Annotated in this window: 20 protein-coding genes and 5 tRNA genes; 7 read left to right on the top strand and 18 right to left on the bottom strand. The window is 44.2% G+C overall.

Going from position 1 to position 22,050, the window contains the following annotated elements; genetic code table 11:
• Positions 1 to 101: 101 nt before the first annotated feature.
• From MAHAU_RS02125 to MAHAU_RS02090, 8 genes are all read right to left on the bottom strand, one after another.
• The gene (locus MAHAU_RS02125; protein WP_013780074.1) at positions 102 to 662 is read right to left on the bottom strand and encodes a glycerol-3-phosphate responsive antiterminator; all 561 of its coding nucleotides are present in this window, start codon (positions 660 to 662) and stop codon (positions 102 to 104) included.
• A gap of 65 nt (positions 663 to 727) precedes the next feature.
• Complete coding sequence (gene ytxC / locus MAHAU_RS02120) at positions 728 to 1,549, bottom strand: putative sporulation protein YtxC (protein WP_013780073.1); 822 nt, start codon at positions 1,547 to 1,549, stop codon at positions 728 to 730.
• 47 nt (positions 1,550 to 1,596) lie between these two features.
• Entirely contained in the window at positions 1,597 to 2,379 is a 783-nt protein-coding gene (locus tag MAHAU_RS02115) for a DUF6873 family GME fold protein (RefSeq protein WP_013780072.1), read from the bottom strand.
• A gap of 64 nt (positions 2,380 to 2,443) precedes the next feature.
• Positions 2,444 to 2,518 (bottom strand) — tRNA-Cys (locus MAHAU_RS02110).
• 45 nt (positions 2,519 to 2,563) lie between these two features.
• A tRNA-Gly gene (locus MAHAU_RS02105) sits at positions 2,564 to 2,638 on the bottom strand.
• Positions 2,639 to 2,656: 18 nt separating this feature from the next.
• A tRNA-Phe gene (locus MAHAU_RS02100) sits at positions 2,657 to 2,732 on the bottom strand.
• A 9-nt stretch (positions 2,733 to 2,741) separates the two neighbouring features.
• Positions 2,742 to 2,819 (bottom strand) — tRNA-Asp (locus tag MAHAU_RS02095).
• A 6-nt stretch (positions 2,820 to 2,825) separates the two neighbouring features.
• Positions 2,826 to 2,901 (bottom strand) — tRNA-Val (locus MAHAU_RS02090).
• A gap of 151 nt (positions 2,902 to 3,052) precedes the next feature.
• Here MAHAU_RS02090 and MAHAU_RS16005 point away from each other — a divergent pair.
• A complete protein-coding gene (locus MAHAU_RS16005) occupies positions 3,053 to 3,523 on the top strand; it encodes a methylated-DNA--[protein]-cysteine S-methyltransferase (RefSeq protein WP_013780071.1) in 471 nt (156 codons plus the stop codon).
• Here the strand turns inward: MAHAU_RS16005 and MAHAU_RS02080 are convergent, their stop codons facing one another.
• The 9 genes from MAHAU_RS02080 to MAHAU_RS02040 all read right to left on the bottom strand — a co-directional run bounded on the left by MAHAU_RS02080 (position 3,524) and on the right by MAHAU_RS02040 (position 14,000).
• Positions 3,524 to 5,125 (bottom strand): M23 family metallopeptidase, encoded by a 1,602-nt coding sequence (locus MAHAU_RS02080; RefSeq protein ID WP_013780070.1) that lies wholly within the window; start codon positions 5,123 to 5,125, stop codon positions 3,524 to 3,526.
• Positions 5,126 to 5,289: 164 nt separating this feature from the next.
• The gene (locus MAHAU_RS02075; protein ID WP_013780069.1) at positions 5,290 to 6,864 is read right to left on the bottom strand and encodes a M1 family metallopeptidase; all 1,575 of its coding nucleotides are present in this window, start codon (positions 6,862 to 6,864) and stop codon (positions 5,290 to 5,292) included.
• Between the two features lie 105 nt (positions 6,865 to 6,969).
• Entirely contained in the window at positions 6,970 to 8,244 is a 1,275-nt protein-coding gene (locus MAHAU_RS02070; RefSeq protein WP_171804953.1) for a sensor histidine kinase, read from the bottom strand.
• Positions 8,245 to 8,331: 87 nt separating this feature from the next.
• Complete coding sequence (locus MAHAU_RS02065) at positions 8,332 to 9,615, bottom strand: adenylosuccinate synthase (protein WP_013780067.1); 1,284 nt, start codon at positions 9,613 to 9,615, stop codon at positions 8,332 to 8,334.
• 17 nt (positions 9,616 to 9,632) lie between these two features.
• The gene (locus tag MAHAU_RS02060) at positions 9,633 to 11,030 is read right to left on the bottom strand and encodes an NAD(P)/FAD-dependent oxidoreductase (protein ID WP_041643775.1); all 1,398 of its coding nucleotides are present in this window, start codon (positions 11,028 to 11,030) and stop codon (positions 9,633 to 9,635) included.
• 239 nt (positions 11,031 to 11,269) lie between these two features.
• The gene (locus MAHAU_RS02055; protein ID WP_013780065.1) at positions 11,270 to 11,464 is read right to left on the bottom strand and encodes a CooT family nickel-binding protein; all 195 of its coding nucleotides are present in this window, start codon (positions 11,462 to 11,464) and stop codon (positions 11,270 to 11,272) included.
• Positions 11,461 to 11,877 carry a DUF3842 family protein gene (locus MAHAU_RS02050; protein ID WP_013780064.1) on the bottom strand — a complete coding sequence of 139 codons (417 nt, stop codon included), beginning with the start codon at positions 11,875 to 11,877 and terminating at the stop codon, positions 11,461 to 11,463. Before MAHAU_RS02050 ends, MAHAU_RS02055 begins: the two co-directional genes overlap by 4 nt.
• A 9-nt stretch (positions 11,878 to 11,886) precedes the next feature.
• A complete protein-coding gene (locus tag MAHAU_RS02045) occupies positions 11,887 to 12,780 on the bottom strand; it encodes an aldo/keto reductase (protein ID WP_013780063.1) in 894 nt (297 codons plus the stop codon).
• 350 nt (positions 12,781 to 13,130) lie between these two features.
• Positions 13,131 to 14,000, bottom strand: a complete 870-nt coding sequence (locus MAHAU_RS02040; RefSeq protein WP_013780062.1) for a nucleoside hydrolase — start codon at positions 13,998 to 14,000, stop codon at positions 13,131 to 13,133.
• Between the two features lie 133 nt (positions 14,001 to 14,133).
• On the opposite strand from MAHAU_RS02040, the gene MAHAU_RS02035 reads away from it, so the two are divergent.
• Genes MAHAU_RS02035 through MAHAU_RS02015 form a run of 5 tightly spaced genes read left to right on the top strand, consistent with a single transcriptional unit; the run spans position 14,134 to position 20,407 of the window.
• The gene (locus MAHAU_RS02035) at positions 14,134 to 15,291 is read left to right on the top strand and encodes a 4Fe-4S binding protein (protein ID WP_013780061.1); all 1,158 of its coding nucleotides are present in this window, start codon (positions 14,134 to 14,136) and stop codon (positions 15,289 to 15,291) included.
• A 2-nt stretch (positions 15,292 to 15,293) separates the two neighbouring features.
• Positions 15,294 to 17,075 carry an FAD-binding protein gene (locus tag MAHAU_RS02030; RefSeq protein WP_013780060.1) on the top strand — a complete coding sequence of 594 codons (1,782 nt, stop codon included), beginning with the start codon at positions 15,294 to 15,296 and terminating at the stop codon, positions 17,073 to 17,075.
• Between the two features lie 3 nt (positions 17,076 to 17,078).
• A complete protein-coding gene (locus MAHAU_RS02025) occupies positions 17,079 to 18,065 on the top strand; it encodes a LacI family DNA-binding transcriptional regulator (RefSeq protein WP_013780059.1) in 987 nt (328 codons plus the stop codon).
• A gap of 31 nt (positions 18,066 to 18,096) precedes the next feature.
• Entirely contained in the window at positions 18,097 to 19,185 is a 1,089-nt protein-coding gene (locus MAHAU_RS02020; protein ID WP_013780058.1) for a zinc-binding dehydrogenase, read from the top strand.
• 13 nt (positions 19,186 to 19,198) lie between these two features.
• A complete protein-coding gene (locus MAHAU_RS02015; protein WP_013780057.1) occupies positions 19,199 to 20,407 on the top strand; it encodes a Gfo/Idh/MocA family protein in 1,209 nt (402 codons plus the stop codon).
• Positions 20,408 to 20,506: 99 nt separating this feature from the next.
• Here the strand turns inward: MAHAU_RS02015 and cysK are convergent, their stop codons facing one another.
• The gene (gene cysK, locus MAHAU_RS02010) at positions 20,507 to 21,430 is read right to left on the bottom strand and encodes a cysteine synthase A (protein WP_013780056.1); all 924 of its coding nucleotides are present in this window, start codon (positions 21,428 to 21,430) and stop codon (positions 20,507 to 20,509) included.
• Positions 21,431 to 21,618: 188 nt separating this feature from the next.
• Here cysK and MAHAU_RS02005 point away from each other — a divergent pair, with 188 nt between their 5' ends.
• Positions 21,619 to 22,044, top strand: a complete 426-nt coding sequence (locus MAHAU_RS02005; protein ID WP_245543933.1) for an FMN-binding protein — start codon at positions 21,619 to 21,621, stop codon at positions 22,042 to 22,044.
• Positions 22,045 to 22,050 lie beyond the last annotated feature (6 nt).

Below are 22,050 nucleotides of genomic sequence, written 5' to 3'. Positions count from 1 at the left end.
TACAAAACCGTGCCAAAAGGACATAATTATCCTCTTGACACGGTTCTCATTTTCTCCACCGCGTGATTATATAATTATTATATACCCTCGGCAACGATTTTTCAAGCTTCCCACAACGTTTCGTCGGATGTAGATACCGCCATTGCTCCGGCATTTAATGCCGCTATTATGTCGTCCTTGGTGTGTATGAGGCCGCCGGCTATTATTGGGCACAACAGACGCGTGTGGCAGTATGCTATTTCCCTCGGCAACGTGCCGGGTAGTATCTCCACTGCATCGGGGCCGGTTTGGCCAATCCCTGCTATGCCCCTGTCCAACGACATAGAGTCCAGCAAAAATATTCGCTGTATTATGAGCAAACCTGAGTCTTTAGCATATCTGGCTAAATTATTATGCGTGGTTATGATACCATCCGGTTTTATATAATCCGCCATATATTGTACTGCAGCTTGATCCCGCCCCAGTCCATCTATCAGGTCGAGATGTACAAAAACCATTTTATCAGCATCTTTTATACTTTTTATGGTATCTGCCAGCGCACATATATTGCCATGCAATAAAAAAATAACTCTAACCGGGGCAATAAGCGCTGCTTTTAAGCGATCTTCGTTCCTTACAGCAGCGATAATAGGGTCGATGGCCAATATTTCCGATATATCCATATTACAAAACCTTTCATATTGTTCACCCTATTATTATACACCCACTGCCATGGACAGAAAACAGCCTATAGATTTTTGCTCAGCATTATGTTCACTTTGCCGTAAAATACGTTATTTATAGTATTGAGCAACTCCAGGTTATTCATATACTCCACGTTATGCAATACTATCTTGCTGGGTGCCATAGTTATAAGCGAGCTTATAAGTATGTCATCTCCACTTATATTCCTATCGGTTACTTCGCGGGCCATCTCTTCCATCATGTCATGATTGTCTATCAGATGCATATCAGCATCCATGAGCTTATAGCTGTTATCCGGTTCCACCACTACATGTATCTCATCTATCTTCGGTTCCTGAACTTCTACGAAATATCGAAGCAGTTTTACAAATTCATTGTACTCCCGTTCCATCATTATATCCTCAACAGCGCTGTCCACTGCGTCTATTAACCGCACGATCTCATCTTTTAAGCGGAATTTTATAAATCCATCTATCAGTATCTCATCGTTATAATCCATATAATCGCGTACCTTTGCAGTTATAGTGTCGTGCATAGATGAAGATGCCACCATATCTTCGAATTTAATCTTATTAACGGCCGCTACCCATATCTCATCGCGATCGCTCTGATCAAAATATACATATTCACGCTCTATTATCTGCTTTAACAAGCAATCGATCATATAGTGCCATATGGCATCGCCTATAATACCGACCATTTCTTCTTTATTTATATTATACCTATAAAAGATGTGAGTACCTAATTCTTCACATCCCAGTAGAGCATAATCTTTATTTCTTTCCATCGACGCTTTCATACATAAATCCAGCATCGATTTTATCGGGGAATTTTCATCCTCTATACCGATAGAAATTACTTCCACTGCAATCACTTCCCTTCGAACAATAGTATGATAACAATACTATCGGGCTATACTACCGCTTTATTCCATTCATGTTGCTTCAAGGGAATTAGGCTCCCCAAATCCCAAATATAGCCATTATATAAATTATATATTTCAATTTCTCTTTCGCTCAAAAAATTCTTTATTTTGTTGTAATCGGGGTGCGTGGATACATCTCCGGCAAACGCCATGACCGATTTTGATATAAGACCTCCGCTACCACCTATAAAGCCATAGTTCATACCTGGTAGACTTACATGGCCACGCTCTACGAGCAGCACGTTTATGCCATTCTTTGCAGCCACTTTAGCTATGCCTATATCCTCTGTAATGATAGAGTTTGTGTCGACTACCAATACAGAGCACTTCGTGTATCCTTGCTTTACATCGATAAATTTCAGCTTTTGCTGTTGCAATAACTCACGCGTCATACTATCGGTATACTTAAAATTATGCATGGCATTATTGCCAATTCTAGCTATATTATATGCTACGTCTTTTGGATAGTTGCCGCATAATGCGGTCTTTCCATATAATATATTGAAACCTTCATCTTTTAGCTGTGCTACGACATCGGGGCTTATATCCGGTGCTACAACTACGGTATTGCCCTCTATAGGGTATAACATCATATCGGGATGATAAGCGATAGCAGGCAGTAATTGAGGTAACGGTTGCGTTTTTATTATACGTATACCTTTTTGCTTGAGATTATATTCCATGACCTTGTTTATGCGACCATCCACCAGCATGAGCGTGACATTTCCATCGGGTAAAAAGGGAATCGATAGAAAAGTTTCTTCCAACATAAATTAAACCTCTGCACTGATATAACAAAAAGGCGGGATATATGTACCCGCCTTTTTGTTCCCTTGGAGGCGACGCCCGGATTCGAACCGAGGAATAGAGGTTTTGCAGACCTCCGCCTTACCTCTTGGCTACGTCGCCGCATAAAATCACGCCGGCTTATTATGCAGCCGGCCTCATATGTTCTGGAGCGGAAGACGGGATTCGAACCCGCGACATTTGCCTTGGCAAGGCAACGCTCTACCACTGAGCCACTCCCGCATGTTGGATTTCTATATATGGTGCCTCGGGGCGGAATCGAACCACCGACACGGGGATTTTCAGTCCCCTGCTCTACCGACTGAGCTACCGAGGCATAAAATAATGGCGACCCAGAAGGGGCTCGAACCCTCGACCTCTAGCGTGACAGGCTAGCGCTCTAAACCGACTGAGCTACTGGGCCGCGTTATGGTGGGCACAACAGGGCTCGAACCTGTGACCCCTTGCGTGTAAAGCAAGTGCTCTTCCAGCTGAGCTATGCGCCCACTCGCGATTGCCTCACCGGCGACGATTATAAGTATACAATATCATATGGCTTCTGTCAATAGCTATGCTAAAGATTTTTTGCTTGGTAGCTGATTAAGCACAATAGTAGATTGTTTGAATGCTTTTTATATGATATCATATAATCGGTAGGTGATTGAAACGAAAAACATATTCTTTTATGAAACCGATATAGGACGAATTATTATAGCAGATAACGGCGATGCCATAGTTGCCGTTTCTTTTGGCGATACGAACATGGCAAGCCACGGCGATTTGAATGAAACACCGCTGATAGAGGAAGCAGCACGACAGATATATCAATACCTCAAAAAAGAGCGCTGCTCTTTCGCGTTGCCGTTGTCACCGAAAGGCACTATTTTCCAGCAAAAGGTATGGGCCGCGCTTCAAACCATACCCTATGGCGAAACGCGAAGTTATAAGCAGGTAGCTGAGGCGATCGGACAACCGAAAGCCTTCCGCGCAGTAGGAATGGCTTGCAACAAAAACCCTATCGCCATAATCATCCCCTGCCACCGCGTGATCGGTTCAAACGGCAGCCTTACAGGCTATGCCGGCGGAGTAGAGTTAAAGGCACGGCTCCTGCAGCTTGAAAGAAGCTGATTATCTCATTGGATTTATTGGTTTGCCGTTCTTCCTCACTTCGAAATGAACGTGCGGACCAGTGCTTCTACCAGTGGTGCCTACATAAGCTATTAGCTGCCCTTTAGCCACTGCTTGTCCGATTTTTACAGCAATGCGGCTGGTGTGCGCATAGTATGTAACCATACCGTTACCATGGTCTACCTTGACTAATTTGCCATAATTGCCGTCCCAGCCAGCGAATATAACCTTGCCATTATCGGCCGCATATATAGGTGAGCCATATGGCGCTGCTATATCTACACCTGTATGGAACTCTCTGCCTCTGTAACCAAATCGCGATGTTATGCGGCCACGCGCGGGCAGCCCTATACTGCCTGTCCCAATAATAGACGGCAACGGTTTGGTCCCTTTTGCTATTACTTGATCCCTCTTATCTTTTATAACATTATTTGAAATTATCGTCCGTTTTTGTTCTACACCATTGATTTTTATAACATCAGCCACTATTTCCCGTTGCCCATCTGAACCCTCTGTTAAAACTTTGGACTGGTTCTTATAAAGCTTGCTGTCTTCTTTATAAACGGTCTCATGAGGTATGGTTTCGGTGTATTCTATACGTTCCACCGTTTCAACATTTATGATCTCTTTCGGTACGGTAAGATTTATTTTATCCCCTATCTGCAAGTCATCAAGCGATGTCATATTGGGATTGGCTTTCTGTATATCGTCCAGTGACAACTTATAGCGCTTGGCTATAGCCCATATGGTGTCACCGTCCTTTATCTCATATACTTTTTTACCCTCATCGCCGTCCTTGATTCTTTTGTATACATCGTCAGCATCCTCTATATCGCTATATTCTACAAGTTTTTCTACCAGTTGTACGTCGTCGGCTATGCGCACTTCCTTAATATTTGGATTATCTTTAGCTTTATCTATATATGGCTGCTTTATTCTATCCAATACACTCTGAGCCTCAGATTCATCTTTTACAACAGCTATCTGCTGACCATTGACAAATAAGGCTGTAGCCTTAACCTTAAAATGCATACCATCTTTTATAACATTTAAAACGGCATCGTTATCTTCTATTAAATCTGGCTTAGCGGCTGTCGGTAAAAACACAACATCCTCCACCGATACAGCGTCCATCTTATAATAATCTTCTATTTGACGCTCCATATCTTCTAAAGCCTGTTGTAAAGGCTCTTCAGATGCTACGATACCTACACTTTTCCCCTTAAACAGTACCTCCACGGCAGCTATAGGGGTGTTGGCTATTTTGTACGCCTCAGCTTTATTATATGCAAACATGCTGCCATAGCAAAAAGCAGCCAATATTCCTACGGAAATAAGCTTTTTATATGAAGGCTTTTGGGGCCATGATTCCCATAAAAACTTGCCAGCGGCAATGATTTTAGCATATATTTTCGACGTTATATTGGAGCACTTAGCAATAATTTTAGGTTTAACAACTATTATCGTTTTTTTATATTTTATGTACAAAGTTTGGCCATAATTTTTCAATTGTTTATATGTATCTGATATTTTTTTTCTCAGTTTACTCCATGTATCCCTGTTGATGAGAAAATCTGCACCACTCTTGAACCATATTCTCATAGAGCGCCAGTATCCCCTCCATCTTTCAGTATCCATAGTTTATTTTATTTTACCCCTTTCAAATATTACAAAATTATTGCGCGATATTACAATATTATTAATTCGCCATAAAATTAAAAAATCCTTCTTTTTATCAAAATTTATTATTATATATAATGTAAACGCTAACTTGCCAAAATATACATTTGATCATCGCCCCGAGGAATAAGCCATTCATCGAAGAAATCATCCAGTTCCATTTTACTTATTTTTTTGCTTATTTCGATAAAGTCTTGGGTGGTTGCATTAGTGAAAGCGCATTGCTTATAGTATTCTTTCAGTATACTGTCAAACGCATCATTGCCTACCTTCTGGCGTAAAGCATCCAGCATCATAGCCCCTTTGCCGTAAACCAGAATATCATACACATACTCGTTTTCAAACTCATATACTGGACGCAATATGGCTTCATCGGTCTCCCCCTGAGAGATATATTGATCTAACGTATTATATTTGGCTTTTACCATATTATTAAAAACCTTGTCTTTCACCTCCTGCCCGTACTTTTTTTCAAAATACATTATGGTTGAATACTCAGCTAACGCTTCATCCAGCCATGGCTCGTTGACCTCATCGTTGCCCACTACACCATACCACCATTGATGTGCCGTCTCATGGACAACTACATATTCCAATATGTCTCGCGTCATAGATGTATAAAGGGTTTGATCTATCATGACCAAGTTAGGATACTCCATACCCCCAATGAAAAAATCCGCCTGTACCACTGAAAATTGCCCATACGGATAAAGGCCAAAGGCATCGTTAAATATTGACAAAGCATCAGATGCATACTCAAGCGCTTTTTGGCCGGACTGATGCGAAAAATGATATGAACGCACCATCGTGTCGCCTGCCTCCTCTTGCAAAACGCTGAAGTTATCGCTGGCCACCCACGCAAAATCTCGCACGGCTTTGGCTGATACAGTCCAGTGCTGTTTATCGCCCTGTTTATCAGTGCCTGTTATCGCCCCTGTGGAAGCTATTGTAAACGATGAAGGTGCAGTTATAGTCACATCATAATCAGCCATATCGCTGTAAAACGGATCACCTATAGCATAGTAAGGATCGGTATGCCATCCGCCTTTATCATATACAGCCAATATAGGATACCAGTTGGTTATGTTAAACGTATAATCCCCATATCCAAAACGACCAACGCTATTAGGGAGGATAATATCGTATTCCATATCTATTTCAAGTTTCCTCCCTCTTTGAAGTAAAGACGGCAATATCAATTTCATAGCGGTATTATCCCGACCAGTTACTTCAAAAGAAACCGACTTACCGTTTATCTTTACCGATTTTATATCTATACCACCTGCTGAAAAGCCATTCGGATAGGCACTGGCCATATCCTGATTTTCAAACGGCGCTGTCCCTTGAGACCTGTAAGCGTTGGGATATAGATGAAAGTATAATTCCCTTAAAGCTGTATCTTCCTTGTTAGTATATATTACTTTTTGTACAGCGTGCAGCTTATGATTTTTAGCATCCAGGTTCACGTCTATCGTGTAATGATTCAAGCCTTCTGTTCGTTCTGAGGCAGCAGACGGTAAAAGCGGTGTTACATTGTTATATTGCGGGCCTTGAGCTGAGTGTGTATGCCATGCGTCCCATGCCGCAATACCCAATATAACCGCAACAGCTATGAGCAATAAGGTTTTTATGGTTTTCTGAGTCATATAATATACTTTCATATGTCCCCTCTTTCTTATAGAATTACGCAGTCGTTCTACATCACTTATGTCGAATAGTTACCGCTCTATTATATATAATAGCACCTTGCATAGATTATTCGCATTTTATATGCGATTGCCCAAAGGCAATGTTATGGTAAATGATGTGCCCTCTCCCTCCTGGCTTTCCGCTGTTATATCGCCTCCATGGGCTTTGAGCACATCTTTGCAGAAAGCCAAACCTATGCCCGATCCGGAGGCCTTGGTGGTGAAAAACGGCTTAAACAGGTTTGCTTTATTTTCATCGGATATACCGCAGCCGTCATCTCTTATTATAATTTTTACGCTGTCATTGCTGCGCATCGATTTAATCCATATATGGCCTCTGTCGCGTTCTATAGCCTGTATAGCATTCTCCAGTAAGTTCAAAAATACCTGCTCTATAGCATCCATATCACCGTTTATGTAAATCTCCCGGTCGTCTAACTCGGTTATAATCTCTATCCCCTTTAATTGCGCCTTAGGTAATATAAATTCAATAACCTTATTGAGCACAGCATTTATATTAAAGTTGCTGAATTTGAACTTAATATATTTAGTTAGGCGCCTAAAATCCTGCATCATGCGGTTTACGCGCGCCATTTCTTGGAGCATTTTATTGGCCCTCTCATCGTCTACCAGCTTGTCCAATTGCAATAGCTGTATGTAAGCGCCCAGCGTGGAAATAGAATTTCTCACCTCGTGCGAAAGCACCGAGGCGTTGTTCTGCACATTTTCCTCCGCCCGCTCCGAGGCCGCCAGCCTATCTCTCAGCAACAACAATTCCTTATCAACCGCCCAATGCTTTGAAATCATATCGGCCATCATAATCATAAGTGCCATTATAGCAGGATCGCCATCATTAAGCGTCAATATAATACCCAACGCCCCTATTATATTGCAATCTATGTCTAATAACGGTACAGCAAAGCTAGCTTTATCCTTCAAGAAATCCCAGTCGTGTTCCTCCCCCATAACCATCGTAGGCGTTTCTTCTTTCAAACACGTTCCCATAGCATTAATGCCTATGTAATCTTCGCCCCATATCATGCCTTCCTGAACTAATATATCTATGCCATATGCGCGATGGTTCAATGTTATACCATATCCATCACAAAATATTATAGAATACGGCTTGCTCATAACCAAAAACTCGATATAATCCAAATATGCTGATATAAAGTCCAAAAAATGGCCTTTTTCTTTCTTTATAGCCGTTATTTCTTTTACGGATAGGACTTTAGTACCTTTTAGCTCACGAGGGTGCAATTCCTTTTTTACGCTACGCTGCCAAGACCTCTGTATAGCAGTCCATAGCAACCGCATATTATACACAACCGATGCATTAACCTGCTGACTCATCCCCTTGCCCCCTATCAACCGCATTAATATAAACCCGGTTTGGATCATCGATCCTCTCCGGGCCGACTATATATAAGAAGCCAATAATTAATAAATGTTTTGGCGCACTATGGTTTGCTGACGTTTAGGGCCAACGGCTATCATCGATATTTTCACATCACATAAACACTCTATGAGCTCCACATACCTGCGGGCGTTAACGGGCAAATCATCATACCTCTTTATATCTGATATATCCTCTTTCCATCCATCCACTTCCTGATATAGCGGCATGCATTCGGCGAGTTCTTCCAACGACGCGGGAAATTCTTTTATCATGCTGCCTCCTTTATCATAACCTACACATATCTTTATCTTATCAAAGCCACCCAAGGTGTCCAATTTGGTTAAAGCCAGCGACGTCAAGCCGTTGACCCTCACAGCGTAGCGGGCTATTACAGCGTCGAACCAGCCGCATCGCCTCGGGCGACCCGTCGTAGTACCATATTCGTTGCCTTTTTCCCTCAAGGCATCCCCCATGCTGTCATTTAATTCTGTAGGGAACGGGCCTTTGCCCACCCTCGTGGTGTATGCCTTAACAACGCCCAAAACGCTGTCTATCACGGTGGGGCCTATACCGGCGCCTACGCATACCCCACCTGATATCGGATGGGAGGATGTGACATATGGATAGGTACCCATATCTATATCGAGCAATGTACCCTGAGCCCCTTCAAATAATACATTTTTATCGGATTTTATAAGGTCATATAATATAGCGGATGTATCCGCCACATGCGGTTTCAGTCGCTCCACATAGGATAAATATTCATTGAGCACCTTATCATAATCAACGGGCTGTTCATTATACACCCTTTCGATCAGAAGATTAGCCTCTTCTATGGCTATTTTCAGCTTATCTGCAAATACTCTTTCATCCATCATATCGCATACGCGCAATCCTCTTCGAGCTATCTTATCTGTATAACAAGGCCCTATGCCTTTAAGGGTGGTGCCTATATCATCGGCGCCGCGGCTTTTTTCCGATAACGAATCCAACAATTTATGATATGGAAATACAATATGTGCCCTATCGCTGATCAAGAGATTGTCCAGCGATATGCCACGCGCTGCTAAATAATCCATCTCTTCTAAAAGGGCTGCCGGATCTATAACCAGGCCATTGCCTATTATACATATTTTATCGCTGTACATGATACCCGATGGCACCAGATGCAGCTTAAATTGCCCGGCATCGGTTTCCACAGTATGACCCGCGTTATTCCCTCCCTGATAGCGGACCACCACGTCGGAACGAGCAGCCATATAATCGGTTATTTTACCTTTGCCCTCATCGCCCCACTGAGCGCCTATTATTACCATACATGCCATATTCTCATCATACTCCTCTATAAACTTTTTAAGCCCATTTTATCAAGGATGGCTCTTGCCACCACGACACCCGATGCCGATGCCTGTGCCAGGCCGCGCGTAACACCTGCACCATCGCCTGCTGCAAATAGATTCTCCACTTTAGTTTCAAGATGCCGGCTTAACTCCGCTCTGGCCGAATAAAACTTTACCTCCACACCGTACATCAATGTATGTTTCGAATATACACCGGGCGCGATCTTATCCAAAGCCTGCAGCATCTCTATTATATCCATTAAATGCCTATAAGGCAGCACTAAGCTCAGATCTCCAGGTGTAGCATCCTTTAATGTAGGTTCCACCAGGCCCTTTTTTATCCTATCAGGAGTAGAACGCCTACCGTCGAGCAAATCCCCCAGTCTTTGAACCAGTACTCCTTCACCCAGCATATTAGCCAGAGACGCTATATATTTACCGTATTCAATAGGAGCATTAAACGGCTCGGTGAAATCCTTGCTCACTAACAAAGCAAAGTTGGTATTATCGGTGCGTTTATCAGCGTAGCTATGGCCGTTCACCGTCCGTATACCATCGTTATTCTCTACCACTACTTCGCCGTATGGATTCATACAAAATGTTCTGACCTTGTCGTCAAATGACCTACTGTAATATAATAGCTTGGATTCATAGACAGCATCGGTCAATTCTTTCATTACTACGGCCGGCACCTCTACGCGCACACCTATATCTACGGCATTATTTACAGTCTTAAGTTTTAACTTCCTGGTTTGCTTTTGGAACCATTCGGCACCCTCTCTGCCTGGACCTGCTATAACATAATCCGCACAATACACATCGCCATCTTCGGTCTTAACGCCTACGACGCGTCCGCGCTCCGTCAATATATCCTTCACCGAGGTCAACGTCAATATATCCACGCGCCCCCGCAAATATTCCTCTATATTTTTGAGAATCTGAAAGCAACGGTCGGTACCCAGATGTTTTATGATGGCTGGTATGAATTTTAAGTCGGCCGCGGCAGCACGGCGTTTTATATCTTCTATTTTATCTTCGACCAAAGGGTGCGCTTCTTTAGGAGCGCCAAACTTCACGTATATCTTATCGACATACTGTATGAGATCTCGCAGTTCCTGTTCTGATATATACTCATTCAGCATGCCGCCAAATTCAGTAGTAAGTGTAAGCTTGCCATCACTAAAAGCACCTGCTCCACCCCATCCGCTCACTATGGAGCAAGGACGACATTGAGCGCATTGCAAACTTTTATTGCCGCTGGGGCATTGTCTGTCGGCTATAGGCTTACCTTTTTCCAGCATGAGCACCCTAATGCCGGGCCTGCGTTCTACAAGCTCTATAGCAGCGAATATGCCGGCTGGACCGGCACCTATTATGATAACATCATATCTGTTATCCATGTCTTTATCCCCTTTCTTTAAGGCACGGAGTATAATACGTTCGGGGATAATGCACAAAATTATCCTTGTATATAATATCATCTCGATGTGTTTTCGTCAATCGAAATACGAATATTATTGATTATCCATCATGAATGGTTCAGCAAAAAACAGCACTGTGACGATGAAATATCACATCGCCACAGTGCTGTTTTTTGATAAAGAAATCAAGGGCGTATTAACTATATTCCTTTGGTTTTTTAAATTTTCTCTATGATAATCTGATGATCTACCAATCGCAGCTCTTTTATGCGCGCCTTTATGATCTCCTTGTGACCGAATATATCCTTTATTATAAGGCGGTCATCATAAGGCGTAATGGTATCGGCACTTTTTATAAACAGCATTTCCTCACCATCTTCCAGTATATACACATCGGCTTCGCACACGATCATCTCACCTCCGCCACGGCTTTTATCATCTCGACCATATCATCTATCAAATGAGGAAGAGGCTTAGCCTCCACGCCTACTATATCCACACCGCAACGATTTACTGGCAACAATATCTTCCGGGCTGAGGAGGCAGCAACAGCACACGCTATGGCAGGTGTAAGCTCGCCCATCATGGCATGTGCCATCAATATACCTACAGTGCCCGTTATAACATCGACCTTATCGACATTCCATATTATAGCAGCTTCGCCGGTAGCACCATCATTGGCCCCGGCCTTTAGCATCTGTGCAGTAGCCCATGCATTTGTGCCCAGTGCCAATATCTCTGTTTCATCAGGCAACTCCCGCCGCAGCTTATCTACTATATGCCTGCCTATGCCACCACCTTGCCCATCCACAACGGCTATACGCATAAAACCATCTCACAACCTCGCCAGCAGATTTTGATCTATGCCTTGTTCCAGCAGATCAAAATTGCGGCGTATATGGTCAAGATTTTTGGACCCTAGAATAACCGAGCTTATATTAGGATTGCTATATAGAAACGCAAGTGCCATAGCGGCCAGTTTATCGCCATCGTTATCCACTAAAGCCAGTAAGCGCATTATCTCTTGTTTATCGCTTATGTCCTCCGAAAGATGAGGTATAACCCGCGATGTAAGCCTCCCTGCTGCCAGTCCTCCTCTTACCAATACACCTATCCCTTTTTGGCCGCACAATTCTATAAGTTTCTCGTCGCTTCTATTAATAAGATTATATTCCATCTGCATCACATCAAAATCGCCAGATTCTATGCATTGACGCGCTATATCGCCGCCGGCTGAGGCTCCCAAAAAACGTATCTTACCCTCTCTTTGCGCATCTTTCATAGCTGCCACCGTTTCTCCGTCATCTAGTACCTTCTGGGGATTGGGACCAAAATGTACCTGCATAAGGTCTATGCAATCGGTTTTGAGCATTTTTAGGCTATAATCTATAGAATCCTTAACTGCCTTATAGCTAAAATCGTAATACGTGCCTGGTTCATCGCTATGTTCTCCGCATTTGGATGCCAGAAAATACTCAGCCCTCCTGTTCGATATGCACTTGCCTATTCGTTCCTCGCTTTTATGATAAGCCCGAGCTGTATCGATGAGATTTATACCCAGATCCAATATGCCGTTTAATACGATGCAGGCGCTTGGCTCATCGGGACGGCTCCTTTCGGCATCATCTCCCAATCCCCAGTCGCGTCCTATTTCCAAGGCGCCGAATCCTATAAACGTAACCCCATTGCCTGTATTACCCAACTTTCGTTTTTCCAACCCTCTATACATAATCACACCTCTTTTTTTAACCTATCTGTAATTCGTAATATATGACTGAAACAGGCGATATAAAGCGATGCAAATGATATAAAGCCGGAGAACGCCTTAAAATATTGCGTAGCGAATTGCCGGCGTTAGCTTGCTCAAGCGAAACGAATTGTAAGTATGCAATCATTACGTGGCATAAGGCTTGACATATATACTGAGCGGGCTTTTGAAGCGTAGGACCACAGCAATCTTTGATTGCGTAGTGGTCCAGCTTCACAGCCGTAGCGAGGTATATATGTCAAGCCTGTAGCGGGCGTAGGATTTATATCATTGCACACGCTGAATTTGTCATATTACGAATTACAGTTAACCTATATGTCCTTTGCAACACGGGTCATAAAGAGCTCCATAAAGCGTTCCACATCTACATCTACTGCCGCTTTTACAGATGTGCCCTCTCTCGGTACCGTCATACCGCGCGTATATATGCCGCCAAGCTCTATCCCAATATCCATGGGCTGCACCGTTACCAACGATGGATCCAACGCAACTGCCACAGCCAAGGGATCATGCAACACCGGCATATGAAAATTAAAAGCCTTATCCCATAGTTTTATCAACTCAAAGAGAAACTTTACTTCGGCCCTGGAGCTCTGTTCAAAAGCCTCCAACTGCTTCAACGTCATCTGGCATTTTGTAGTAACATCCAGGCCTACCATAGTGATATCAGCCCCGCTGGACATTACTATATGGGCAGCCTCAGGGTCACACATTATATTCCATTCAGGCTGAGGTTTGCCTATACAACCTCCCATAAGCACTATCTTTACCTTATGCGCTAATTTCGGTTCCATGCGAAGCGCCATGCCTATATTGGTCAGCGGCCCTATTGGTACTAAGGTTATAGGATCGTTACTGGTCATGCAGGTATCTATTATAAAATCCACTGCATTTTTATCATCAAATACTTCTATACTATCATCAGCAGCTGCACATTGGCACGGTATGGCATCTTCATCAACATCATTTATCAGAGGGTGACCCATACCCATATGTACAGGAATATTCATTTTATTGTACACCTTAAGCTCAGTTATAGCTAAACGCGCCCGTTCTCTCACATTGCGAAACACAGTTGTTATACCTATCAGCTCCACCTCAGATGAATTCAACGCTAAAGCAATAGCTAAAGCATCGTCTATATCATCCCCTATGTCGGTATCTATAATAAGACGTCCCATAACAATTCACTCCTCATAATTTTATAAGACAATAATATATCATACTACCGCCGAGAGCAAGTGTTTTTCACTCTTGCATTTGATTAGGCGCGGTGATATAATGGTTGCAATCGATTGCAAAGGGGTGCTAACAATGATAGACCTTTCAGTAGAATACGCAGGATTGAGGTTAAAAACACCGATCATAGCTGCATCATCAGGTATCACCGAAACGGTGGAGCTTATGAAAAACCTTGAGCAGCATGGCATAGGAGCCATAGTGATGAAATCTCTCTTCGAGGAAGAAATTTGCCGCCAGGCCCCTACTCCGCGCTACAAGGTATTGCGCCATGATATGGGCGGCAAATATAGAACTTTTTCATTCTATTCTTATGAGCAGGCCAGCGTATGGGGACCTGATCGATATGCCCAGGAAGTAAAAAAAGCGGTAAACGAGCTAAGTATTCCTATTATACCGAGCATCAACTGCATAACCGATGACGGTTGGAAACGTTACGCCGCCTTAATGCAGCAAGCCGGGGCACCAGCGCTGGAACTCAACGTATCATGCCCTCACGGCTCGATAGTATTTCGCGGCGGTACCGATGTCGCCAGTGAGATAATCCGCGTAACCGAGCTGGTTTTAAACGAGATTGATATACCCGTCATAGTAAAACTTAGCCCGCAACTTACCGCACCCTTACAAATAGCCAAAGCCGTAGAGGATGCCGGCGCCAAAGGCGTGGTTATGTTTAACCGTCTTACCGGCCTGGATATAGACATCGATGTCGAATCTCCAATACTGCATGGAGGATACGCAGGCCATGGCGGGCCATGGGCGATATATTACGCATTAAGATGGATCAGCGAAGCCTATCCGCAATTGCACGTCGATATATCGGCCAGCGGCGGCGCGGTGACCGCCGACGATGTAGTAAAATACATACTGGCAGGTGCTAAAACGGTGCAAGTATGCACGGCCATTATGCTAAAGGGCTCTGGTGTTATCGACGAGATGAACAATGGTTTAGCTGCATGGATGAATAAAAAAGGCTATAATGCTGTCGACCAATTCCGCGGCAAGGTCAGCAACGGTGCAATAAAGGGCACTAAAGACGTCGATCGCCGTCACTATAAAAAGGCTCATATATTAGACAAATGCACATCATGTGGCATATGTGCGCCGCTATGCATATTCGACGCCATAGATAGCAGTACAGAACCGTATCGCATCGTGCAGGATATATGTGACGGCTGCGGCCTATGTGCCGAGGTATGCCCGATAAGTGCCGTAGAAATGCGCGAGGTATGAACATGAAAGTATTCAATTGCGATGTGTTGGTAATAGGCGGCGGAGGTGCCGCTCTGAGGGCCGCTATAGCCGCTAAGGAAAGATATCCGGAAACCTCCGTCCTGTTGATTACCAAAGGTACTTTGGGCAAAAGCGGCACTACAGCCAACGCCCGCTCGGACAGGATGGCATTTCACGCAACGCTTGAGCATACGCTACCGGGCGGACCGGATGCATGGAAATACCATGCGGATGATATATACCGTATAGGCGGCATGGTATCGGACTATGATCTGGCCGAGATACTGGCTAAAAATTCGGCCGAGGCATTTTATTACCTCGACAGGCTGGGCGTGCCGTTTGTCAAAAAGAACGGATTGCCCGTTCAATTCTTAACCGATGGCTCTATATACCCGAGAGCTTGTTATACTGGACCAGATACTGCAATAGATATAGAAAAAGCCTTGTTAAACCGTTTCTTGGAACTGGGCATGCCGTTTAAGGACCATAGCATGATATATAAGCTGGCGGTAAATAGGCACGGCATATGCGGTGCATTCGGCGTTACCGAAGATGACGATGTTTTTGCCGTAAATACATCGTCGATAGTCATGGTTACCGGTGGCGCCGGCCGTATCTATAAAGATAATGTATTCCCCAAAGGTGCCACAGGCGACGGTTATGCACTGGCACTGGAATGTGGAGCTCCTTTGGTAAATATGGAGTTCATACAGATAGGACTATGTTCGCGTACTACAAAGCTCGCGTGTTCAGGCAGCATGATGCGTGCAGTGCCAAGGTTTATAGATGAAGAAGGGCACGAATTTTTACCGGATTATATTCCGGACGATGATATTTACGATATAGTATTCCAAAAAGGGGCCAGTTGGCCGCTCTCGTATGAACATCCATCTCACGTTATAGATATAGCCGTCTTTAAGGAGATAAATGCGGGCCATAAGGTATATCTCGATTTTTCCAAGAATCCCGTGGGATTTGATTTTAGCCACTTATCGCCCGATAATCGTAAGCGCTACGACGACGAGATACAAATACCTGGTATGAAAGGCAACAGGAACGACAATCCTTTAGCGCGCCTGAAGGAAATAAACCCAAATGCCGTACAGTGGCTCAAAAGCCGGGGCATTGATCTCGAAAGCGGGCAAAAGTTGGAAATAATGCCCGCTGCGCAGCATTTCCAAGGCGGTATAAAAATACGTACAAACGCCGATACACCTATAGCCGGTCTATTTGCTGCCGGAGAGTGCGCCGGAGGCCAGCATGGAGCCAACCGCCCCGGCGGCAATTCACTCCTCGATGGTCAGGTATTCGGCAAGATAGCTGGCGAAGCCGCCGCCGCACGCAGCCAAACCATAAAGCCTCCGGCCCTTGGCTCATCATGGCTGGAACGACAACAGTTACACACAAAAGCGCTGAAAGAGATGCGCAGCGATATTTCGCTCTCGGAACAACTCGATGCAGTACAGCAAATTATGAACCGTCAGGCATCGGTTATGCGGACGGGCGATGGACTGGCCGATGCTCTTTCCAAAATAAATAAGCTAACTGATATAAAACCGGATATGAAAGGTCAATCGCTTTACGGCTATTTTGAAGTCAAAAACAGCATAATGACAGCTATCGCTGTGCTACTATCAGCCTCAGCACGTAAAGAAAGCAGGGGGCCTCATCTCTACTTCAATAGTATGGATGACTTAATACCCTTGCCTTCTTTGCCTGAATATCAGCATTATTTTACGGTAAGCTACGGTCAAAACGGATGGCATGTAGGAAAGGGGCGATGAATTATGGCTACACTAAAGGATGTGGCCAGACTGGCCGGCGTATCTGCCAGCACAGTATCGCGTACGTTAAGCGGCAATATCCATGTAGATGAACAAACCCAGCAAAAAGTATGGGCAGCCATAAAAGAATTGAAATATAAGCCAAATATATTGGCCAAAAGCCTTAAAGAAGGGCGCACGAACACCGTCGCCCTCATAATTCCCAATATACGCAACCCGATTTTTCCTGCCGTCACGCGCGGCGCAGAAGATACCGCACGCAAAAATGGTTTTACGTTGATATTGTGCAATACAGATGAAGATCTCTCGGTAGAAAAAGATTATATAGATAAATTGACCAACCGCTGGGTAGATGGTTTTATCTTCGCTACAGCACGAGATGACAGCAGCCACATCATGGAGCTAAAATCACAGGGTATACCGGTGGTATTTATGATAAGGAGCATCGACAACCACTCGGACACTGTGACAGTCGATAACCGAGGTGGTGCTTATAAAGCTGTAGATTATCTGATAAGCCGCGGATGCACGAGGATCGCCTTCATAAACGGCCCTCTCGATATAGACTTATACAGGCAGCGTCTCGACGGCTATAAAAATGCCTTAAAGGAACATGGCATTCCCATAGATGACCGCTTGATAGTAAACGATGTAAACGATCAGGACAACGGCTATCATGCCATGTTAAACCTGTTGGATAAAGGCATAAAGATGGATGCCGTATTCGCCGCCAGTGACCCAAAAGCCGTAAATGCCATAAAGGCTATAAAAAGCAGAGGGCTATCGGTGCCCGGCGATATATCGGTCATAGGTTTCGATGACCTAGATATAGCTACTATAGTCGAACCCTCGCTGACAACCATAGCGCAACCAGCCTATGATATAGGTACCACTGCGATGGATACGCTTATAAGGTTGATAGACGGACATCAAAACGCCAAGCCAATCGTGTTGGATACACATCTGGTAGTAAGGCAATCGGTAAGATAGAAAGGGGGAAGCTGCCAAGCAGCAAACTTTAATGAAAACTCAAGCTATGGTGATGACAGATTTCAATAAATCGCTGGAGCTAACAGAAATCGAGGTGCCGCATTTAGAAAATGGCCAAGTATTGGTCAGGTTGGCCGCGTCTGGTGTGTGCGGCTCCGATGTGCATATATGGCATGGGGAGGATAAAAGGGTTAAATTACCGCTGATACCGGGGCACGAAGGTGTCGGATATATTGAGGATATTAAAGGCCAGCATTGTAGCGTAGATGGCCAAATACTTCATCCCGGCGACCTAATAATATGGAACCGCGGCATAAGCTGTGGTCGATGCTATGCATGTCAGGTGCTTAAACAGCCGTCACTGTGTCAAGAGCGGATCACATACGGCATAAATAACCCATGTGACACGCCTCCATATCTTAACGGTTGTTATGCTCATCATATAATATTGACAGCCGACACAGACATAATCAAGTTGGACGACAGCACAGACCCTGTAACCATGGTATCAGCATCGTGTTCGGGCGCTACGATAGCCCATGCCTTTGATATGTGTCGGATAAAGCCGGGATCCACTGTAGCTGTGCAGGGGCCTGGGCCGTTGGGTTTATTTGCAGTGGCTTTCGCCCGCGCTTTGGGAGCTGGTACTATAATCGTTATAGGAGGCACGGCCAGCCGATTGGATATGTGTAAAAAATTCGGCGCGGATATGGTGCTGGATAGAAAATCGGTATCCAAGAAGGACAGGTTCGATACGATCATGCAGGTCACTGGTGGCCGCGGAGCCGATATAGTAATAGAAGCTGCAGGATATCCGGATGCCGCTAAGGAGGGATTGGATATCCTGGCCATGGGGGGAACATATCTTTCTACGGGCTTTGCGCAGTTTACTGGCTACGCTCAGATAGATTTTTTTAGTCAAATAGTAAGGAAAAATGCTATCATAAAAGGCGTATGGGTCAGCGATACATCGCACTTATACGACGCCGTACACCTTATATCCAAGAATCCCCCTTTATTTAGTAATATGGTAACACATACAATGCCATTGGACAACGCTAATCAAGCCCTAGAGCTCATGGCTTCCAAAAAAGCCCTTAAAGTAGTATTAACGAATTGAGAGGTGTATAAAAATGCAGAATAATATATCGGTTTTTCTGTCCGGAATCGGAGGATACGGCAATAACTACGTAAAGGAATTGCTAAAAAACGGTACTCAAAACGACGTATATATAGAAGGTGTGGCAGACCCTCACCCTGAAAGTTGTAGCTGTCTGGATGAATTAAAGGCTAACAGCATACCTATATATGAAAGTGCAGAATCATTCTATGCCGAACATAAAGCCGATTTGGCCATTATATCATCGCCCATACAGTTTCATTGCGAACAAACGTGCTTGGCTCTAGCCCACGGCAGCCATGTATTATGCGAAAAGCCTATAGCAGCTACGGTTCAAGAAGCGTGTCAAATGATAGAGGCTCGCGACAAGGCTAAACGCATTTTAGCCATCGGTTTCCAATGGGCATATGATCCTGTATATCAGAGCTTAAAAAAAGATATAATAGCTGGATGCTTAGAACGGCCTAAACGTTTAAAGACGCTGGTGCTTTGGCCAAGAGATGCTGATTATTATAGCCGCGGATGGGCAGGCAAAAAGAAAGACCAAAAAGGACGATGGGTACTGGATAGCGTGGCCAACAATGCCACAGCTCACTATTTGCATAATATGCTCTTTGTCTTAGGAAAAGAGCTTTGCCAAAGCGTGCAACCGGCAGAGATAACGGCTGAATTATATAGAGCCAACGCGATAGAAAATTTCGATACATCCGCTATGCGTATTTTTGCAGATAATGGTGCTGAAATATTGTTCTATGCCAGCCATGCGGTAAAAGAGAGCATAGGCCCCATGTTTTGTTATGAATTTGAAAATGCATCGGTCTATTATAACCATCCGTCCTTTCTTAAGAGCATTGATCATATTATAGCTGTCTTTAGAAATAACCGTATAAAAGATTATGGTCGTCCTGATCATCAGGGCATGTATAAGCTGTGGACAGTCATAGATGCCATACGCAACGGCACACCGGTACCCTGTCCGCCCGAAGCAGCGCTGCCGCACACGCTGTGCATAAATGGTGCTCATCAATCCATGCCGAACATCGTTGATTTCCCAAGCGAATTGATTATAAAAGAGGGACAACCTGCGATAACCCACGTAAAAGCGTTGGAGAATATTATGATGCAATGCTTCAACGAAAACAAACTCCCTTCTGAAACAGGCATACCCTGGGCTAAATCCGGTAAGCCGGTATCGCTTGCAGGTTACGACCGCTTCGAATGATATAAAGATAGAGAACGCCTTGAAATATTGCGTAGGCGTACTCAACGAGTGCAGCCTAGAGCAAGCGTAGGTCGGGCGTAAACGCCCGACCTACCACCTTCATTCTTCTCTAAAGAGCGGTGTGCTAAGGTATCTTTCCCCGGTATCCGGAGCCACCGCCACTACACTATGCCCACTGCCCAAAGCCTTAGCCTGTTGCAGTGCAGCAAATACCGCAGCTCCCGATGATATGCCTACCAATATGCCTTCTTCATGCGCCATACGGCGTGCAGTATTCATAGCGTCCTCATCCTTGACGGCCACTATATCATCTATTATATCTCTGTCCAATACTTTAGGCACAAAACCGGCTCCTATGCCCTGTATACCGTGAGGACCCGGTTTCCCGCCAGATAAAACCGGTGATTTTGCAGGCTCTACCGCTATGATTTTGATACTGGGTATACGCTGTTTAAGCGCTTCGCCAACGCCGGTTATGGTACCACCGGTACCAACACCTGCTACAAAGGCATCTATATGCCCGTCCATTTGCTCAAATATTTCTATAGCCGTGGTTTTCCTGTGAATATCGGGATTGGCCGGATTCTCAAATTGCTGCGGTATGAAATACTCAGGGTGTTGCTGTTTTAACTCCTCCGCCTTTCTTATAGCTCCCGACATACCCTCAGTACCCGGAGTCAGCACAAGCTCCGCACCGTATGCTTTAAGAAGACTTCGCCTCTCTAAACTCATGGTTTCGGGCATAACCAATATAACCTTATAGCCTTTGGCAGCTCCTATCATAGCCAAACCTATGCCGGTATTACCGCTCGTGGGCTCTACTATAACAGAACCCGCCTTGAGTAACCCCTGTTCTTCGGCCGCTTGTATCATACTATAAGCTATTCTGTCCTTAACACTGCCGCCAGGATTAAACGACTCAAGCTTCACATATACGTCAGCATAGTTTGGCTCTACTAGCCTATGTAACTTAACTATGGGCGTGCCGCCTATTAATTCCAACACGTTATCAACCGCTTTCATATTTATTCTCCTTTCATATTCCAAGTAAACTTATCTGTTTATATGTATATTATATTTGTATCAGATACACTTGTCAAGCATTTTTCCTAAATTGCAGTCATAATCGTTATATTGTTGATTTTTGCAAAACTCTTGATTTTTATGATAGCATCTGTTAATATATTAACAGATAAAAGCGGGGAGGTGAGATGATGAAAAAGGTATTAGCGTTGACCTTAGTAGCAGTAATGGCTCTATTCGTATTGGCTGCTTGTTCTTCTAATGAGGGCACTCAATCGAGTGGCGATACGTCGTCGGAAACTATTACTTATAAGGATGGTACTTACAAAGGGCAATCGTCCAAGAACGAACATGGGCAGTACGGCGATATAGAGATAACCATAAAAGATGGCAAAATAACCGATGTGAAATACAAGGAAATCATGGAAGACGGCAGCGAAAAAACTTTGGAAAACGACAATAATTACAAAGAAGCTATAGACGCCATAAAAGCACTGCCACAGAAGCTTATAGAGGTACAGGATCCTGACAAGGTAGACACCATAAGCAAAGCTACCGGCACTACCGATATGTTCAAAGAGGCAGCCAAAAACGCTTTAGAACAGGCCAAATAATCTCGT

Source organism: Mahella australiensis 50-1 BON (genome assembly GCF_000213255.1).
GTDB lineage: Bacteria > Bacillota > Clostridia > Mahellales > Mahellaceae > Mahella > Mahella australiensis.
The sequence above is the reverse complement of the archived record's forward strand: the minus strand, read 5'-3'. Positions and strand labels throughout refer to the sequence as shown.

Excerpts from the sequence above, each read along its gene's own strand:
- MAHAU_RS02125 (WP_013780074.1), bottom strand. The coding sequence starts at position 662 with ATGGATATATCGGAAATATTGGCCATCGACCCTATTATCGCTGCTGTA.
- MAHAU_RS02115 (WP_013780072.1), bottom strand. The coding sequence starts at position 2,379 with ATGTTGGAAGAAACTTTTCTATCGATTCCCTTTTTACCCGATGGAAAT.
- MAHAU_RS02080 (WP_013780070.1), bottom strand. The coding sequence starts at position 5,125 with ATGAGAATATGGTTCAAGAGTGGTGCAGATTTTCTCATCAACAGGGAT.
- MAHAU_RS02075 (WP_013780069.1), bottom strand. The coding sequence starts at position 6,864 with ATGAAAGTATATTATATGACTCAGAAAACCATAAAAACCTTATTGCTC.
- MAHAU_RS02070 (WP_171804953.1), bottom strand. The coding sequence starts at position 8,244 with ATGAGTCAGCAGGTTAATGCATCGGTTGTGTATAATATGCGGTTGCTA.
- MAHAU_RS02065 (WP_013780067.1), bottom strand. The coding sequence starts at position 9,615 with ATGGCATGTATGGTAATAATAGGCGCTCAGTGGGGCGATGAGGGCAAA.
- MAHAU_RS02060 (WP_041643775.1), bottom strand. The coding sequence starts at position 11,030 with ATGGATAACAGATATGATGTTATCATAATAGGTGCCGGTCCAGCCGGC.
- MAHAU_RS02055 (WP_013780065.1), bottom strand. The coding sequence starts at position 11,464 with ATGATCGTGTGCGAAGCCGATGTGTATATACTGGAAGATGGTGAGGAA.
- MAHAU_RS02050 (WP_013780064.1), bottom strand. The coding sequence starts at position 11,877 with ATGCGTATAGCCGTTGTGGATGGGCAAGGTGGTGGCATAGGCAGGCAT.
- MAHAU_RS02045 (WP_013780063.1), bottom strand. The coding sequence starts at position 12,780 with ATGTATAGAGGGTTGGAAAAACGAAAGTTGGGTAATACAGGCAATGGG.
- MAHAU_RS02040 (WP_013780062.1), bottom strand. The coding sequence starts at position 14,000 with ATGGGACGTCTTATTATAGATACCGACATAGGGGATGATATAGACGAT.
- MAHAU_RS02035 (WP_013780061.1), top strand. The coding sequence starts at position 14,134 with ATGATAGACCTTTCAGTAGAATACGCAGGATTGAGGTTAAAAACACCG.
- MAHAU_RS02030 (WP_013780060.1), top strand. The coding sequence starts at position 15,294 with ATGAAAGTATTCAATTGCGATGTGTTGGTAATAGGCGGCGGAGGTGCC.
- MAHAU_RS02025 (WP_013780059.1), top strand. The coding sequence starts at position 17,079 with ATGGCTACACTAAAGGATGTGGCCAGACTGGCCGGCGTATCTGCCAGC.
- MAHAU_RS02020 (WP_013780058.1), top strand. The coding sequence starts at position 18,097 with ATGAAAACTCAAGCTATGGTGATGACAGATTTCAATAAATCGCTGGAG.
- MAHAU_RS02015 (WP_013780057.1), top strand. The coding sequence starts at position 19,199 with ATGCAGAATAATATATCGGTTTTTCTGTCCGGAATCGGAGGATACGGC.
- cysK (WP_013780056.1), bottom strand. The coding sequence starts at position 21,430 with ATGAAAGCGGTTGATAACGTGTTGGAATTAATAGGCGGCACGCCCATA.
- MAHAU_RS02005 (WP_245543933.1), top strand. The coding sequence starts at position 21,619 with ATGATGAAAAAGGTATTAGCGTTGACCTTAGTAGCAGTAATGGCTCTA.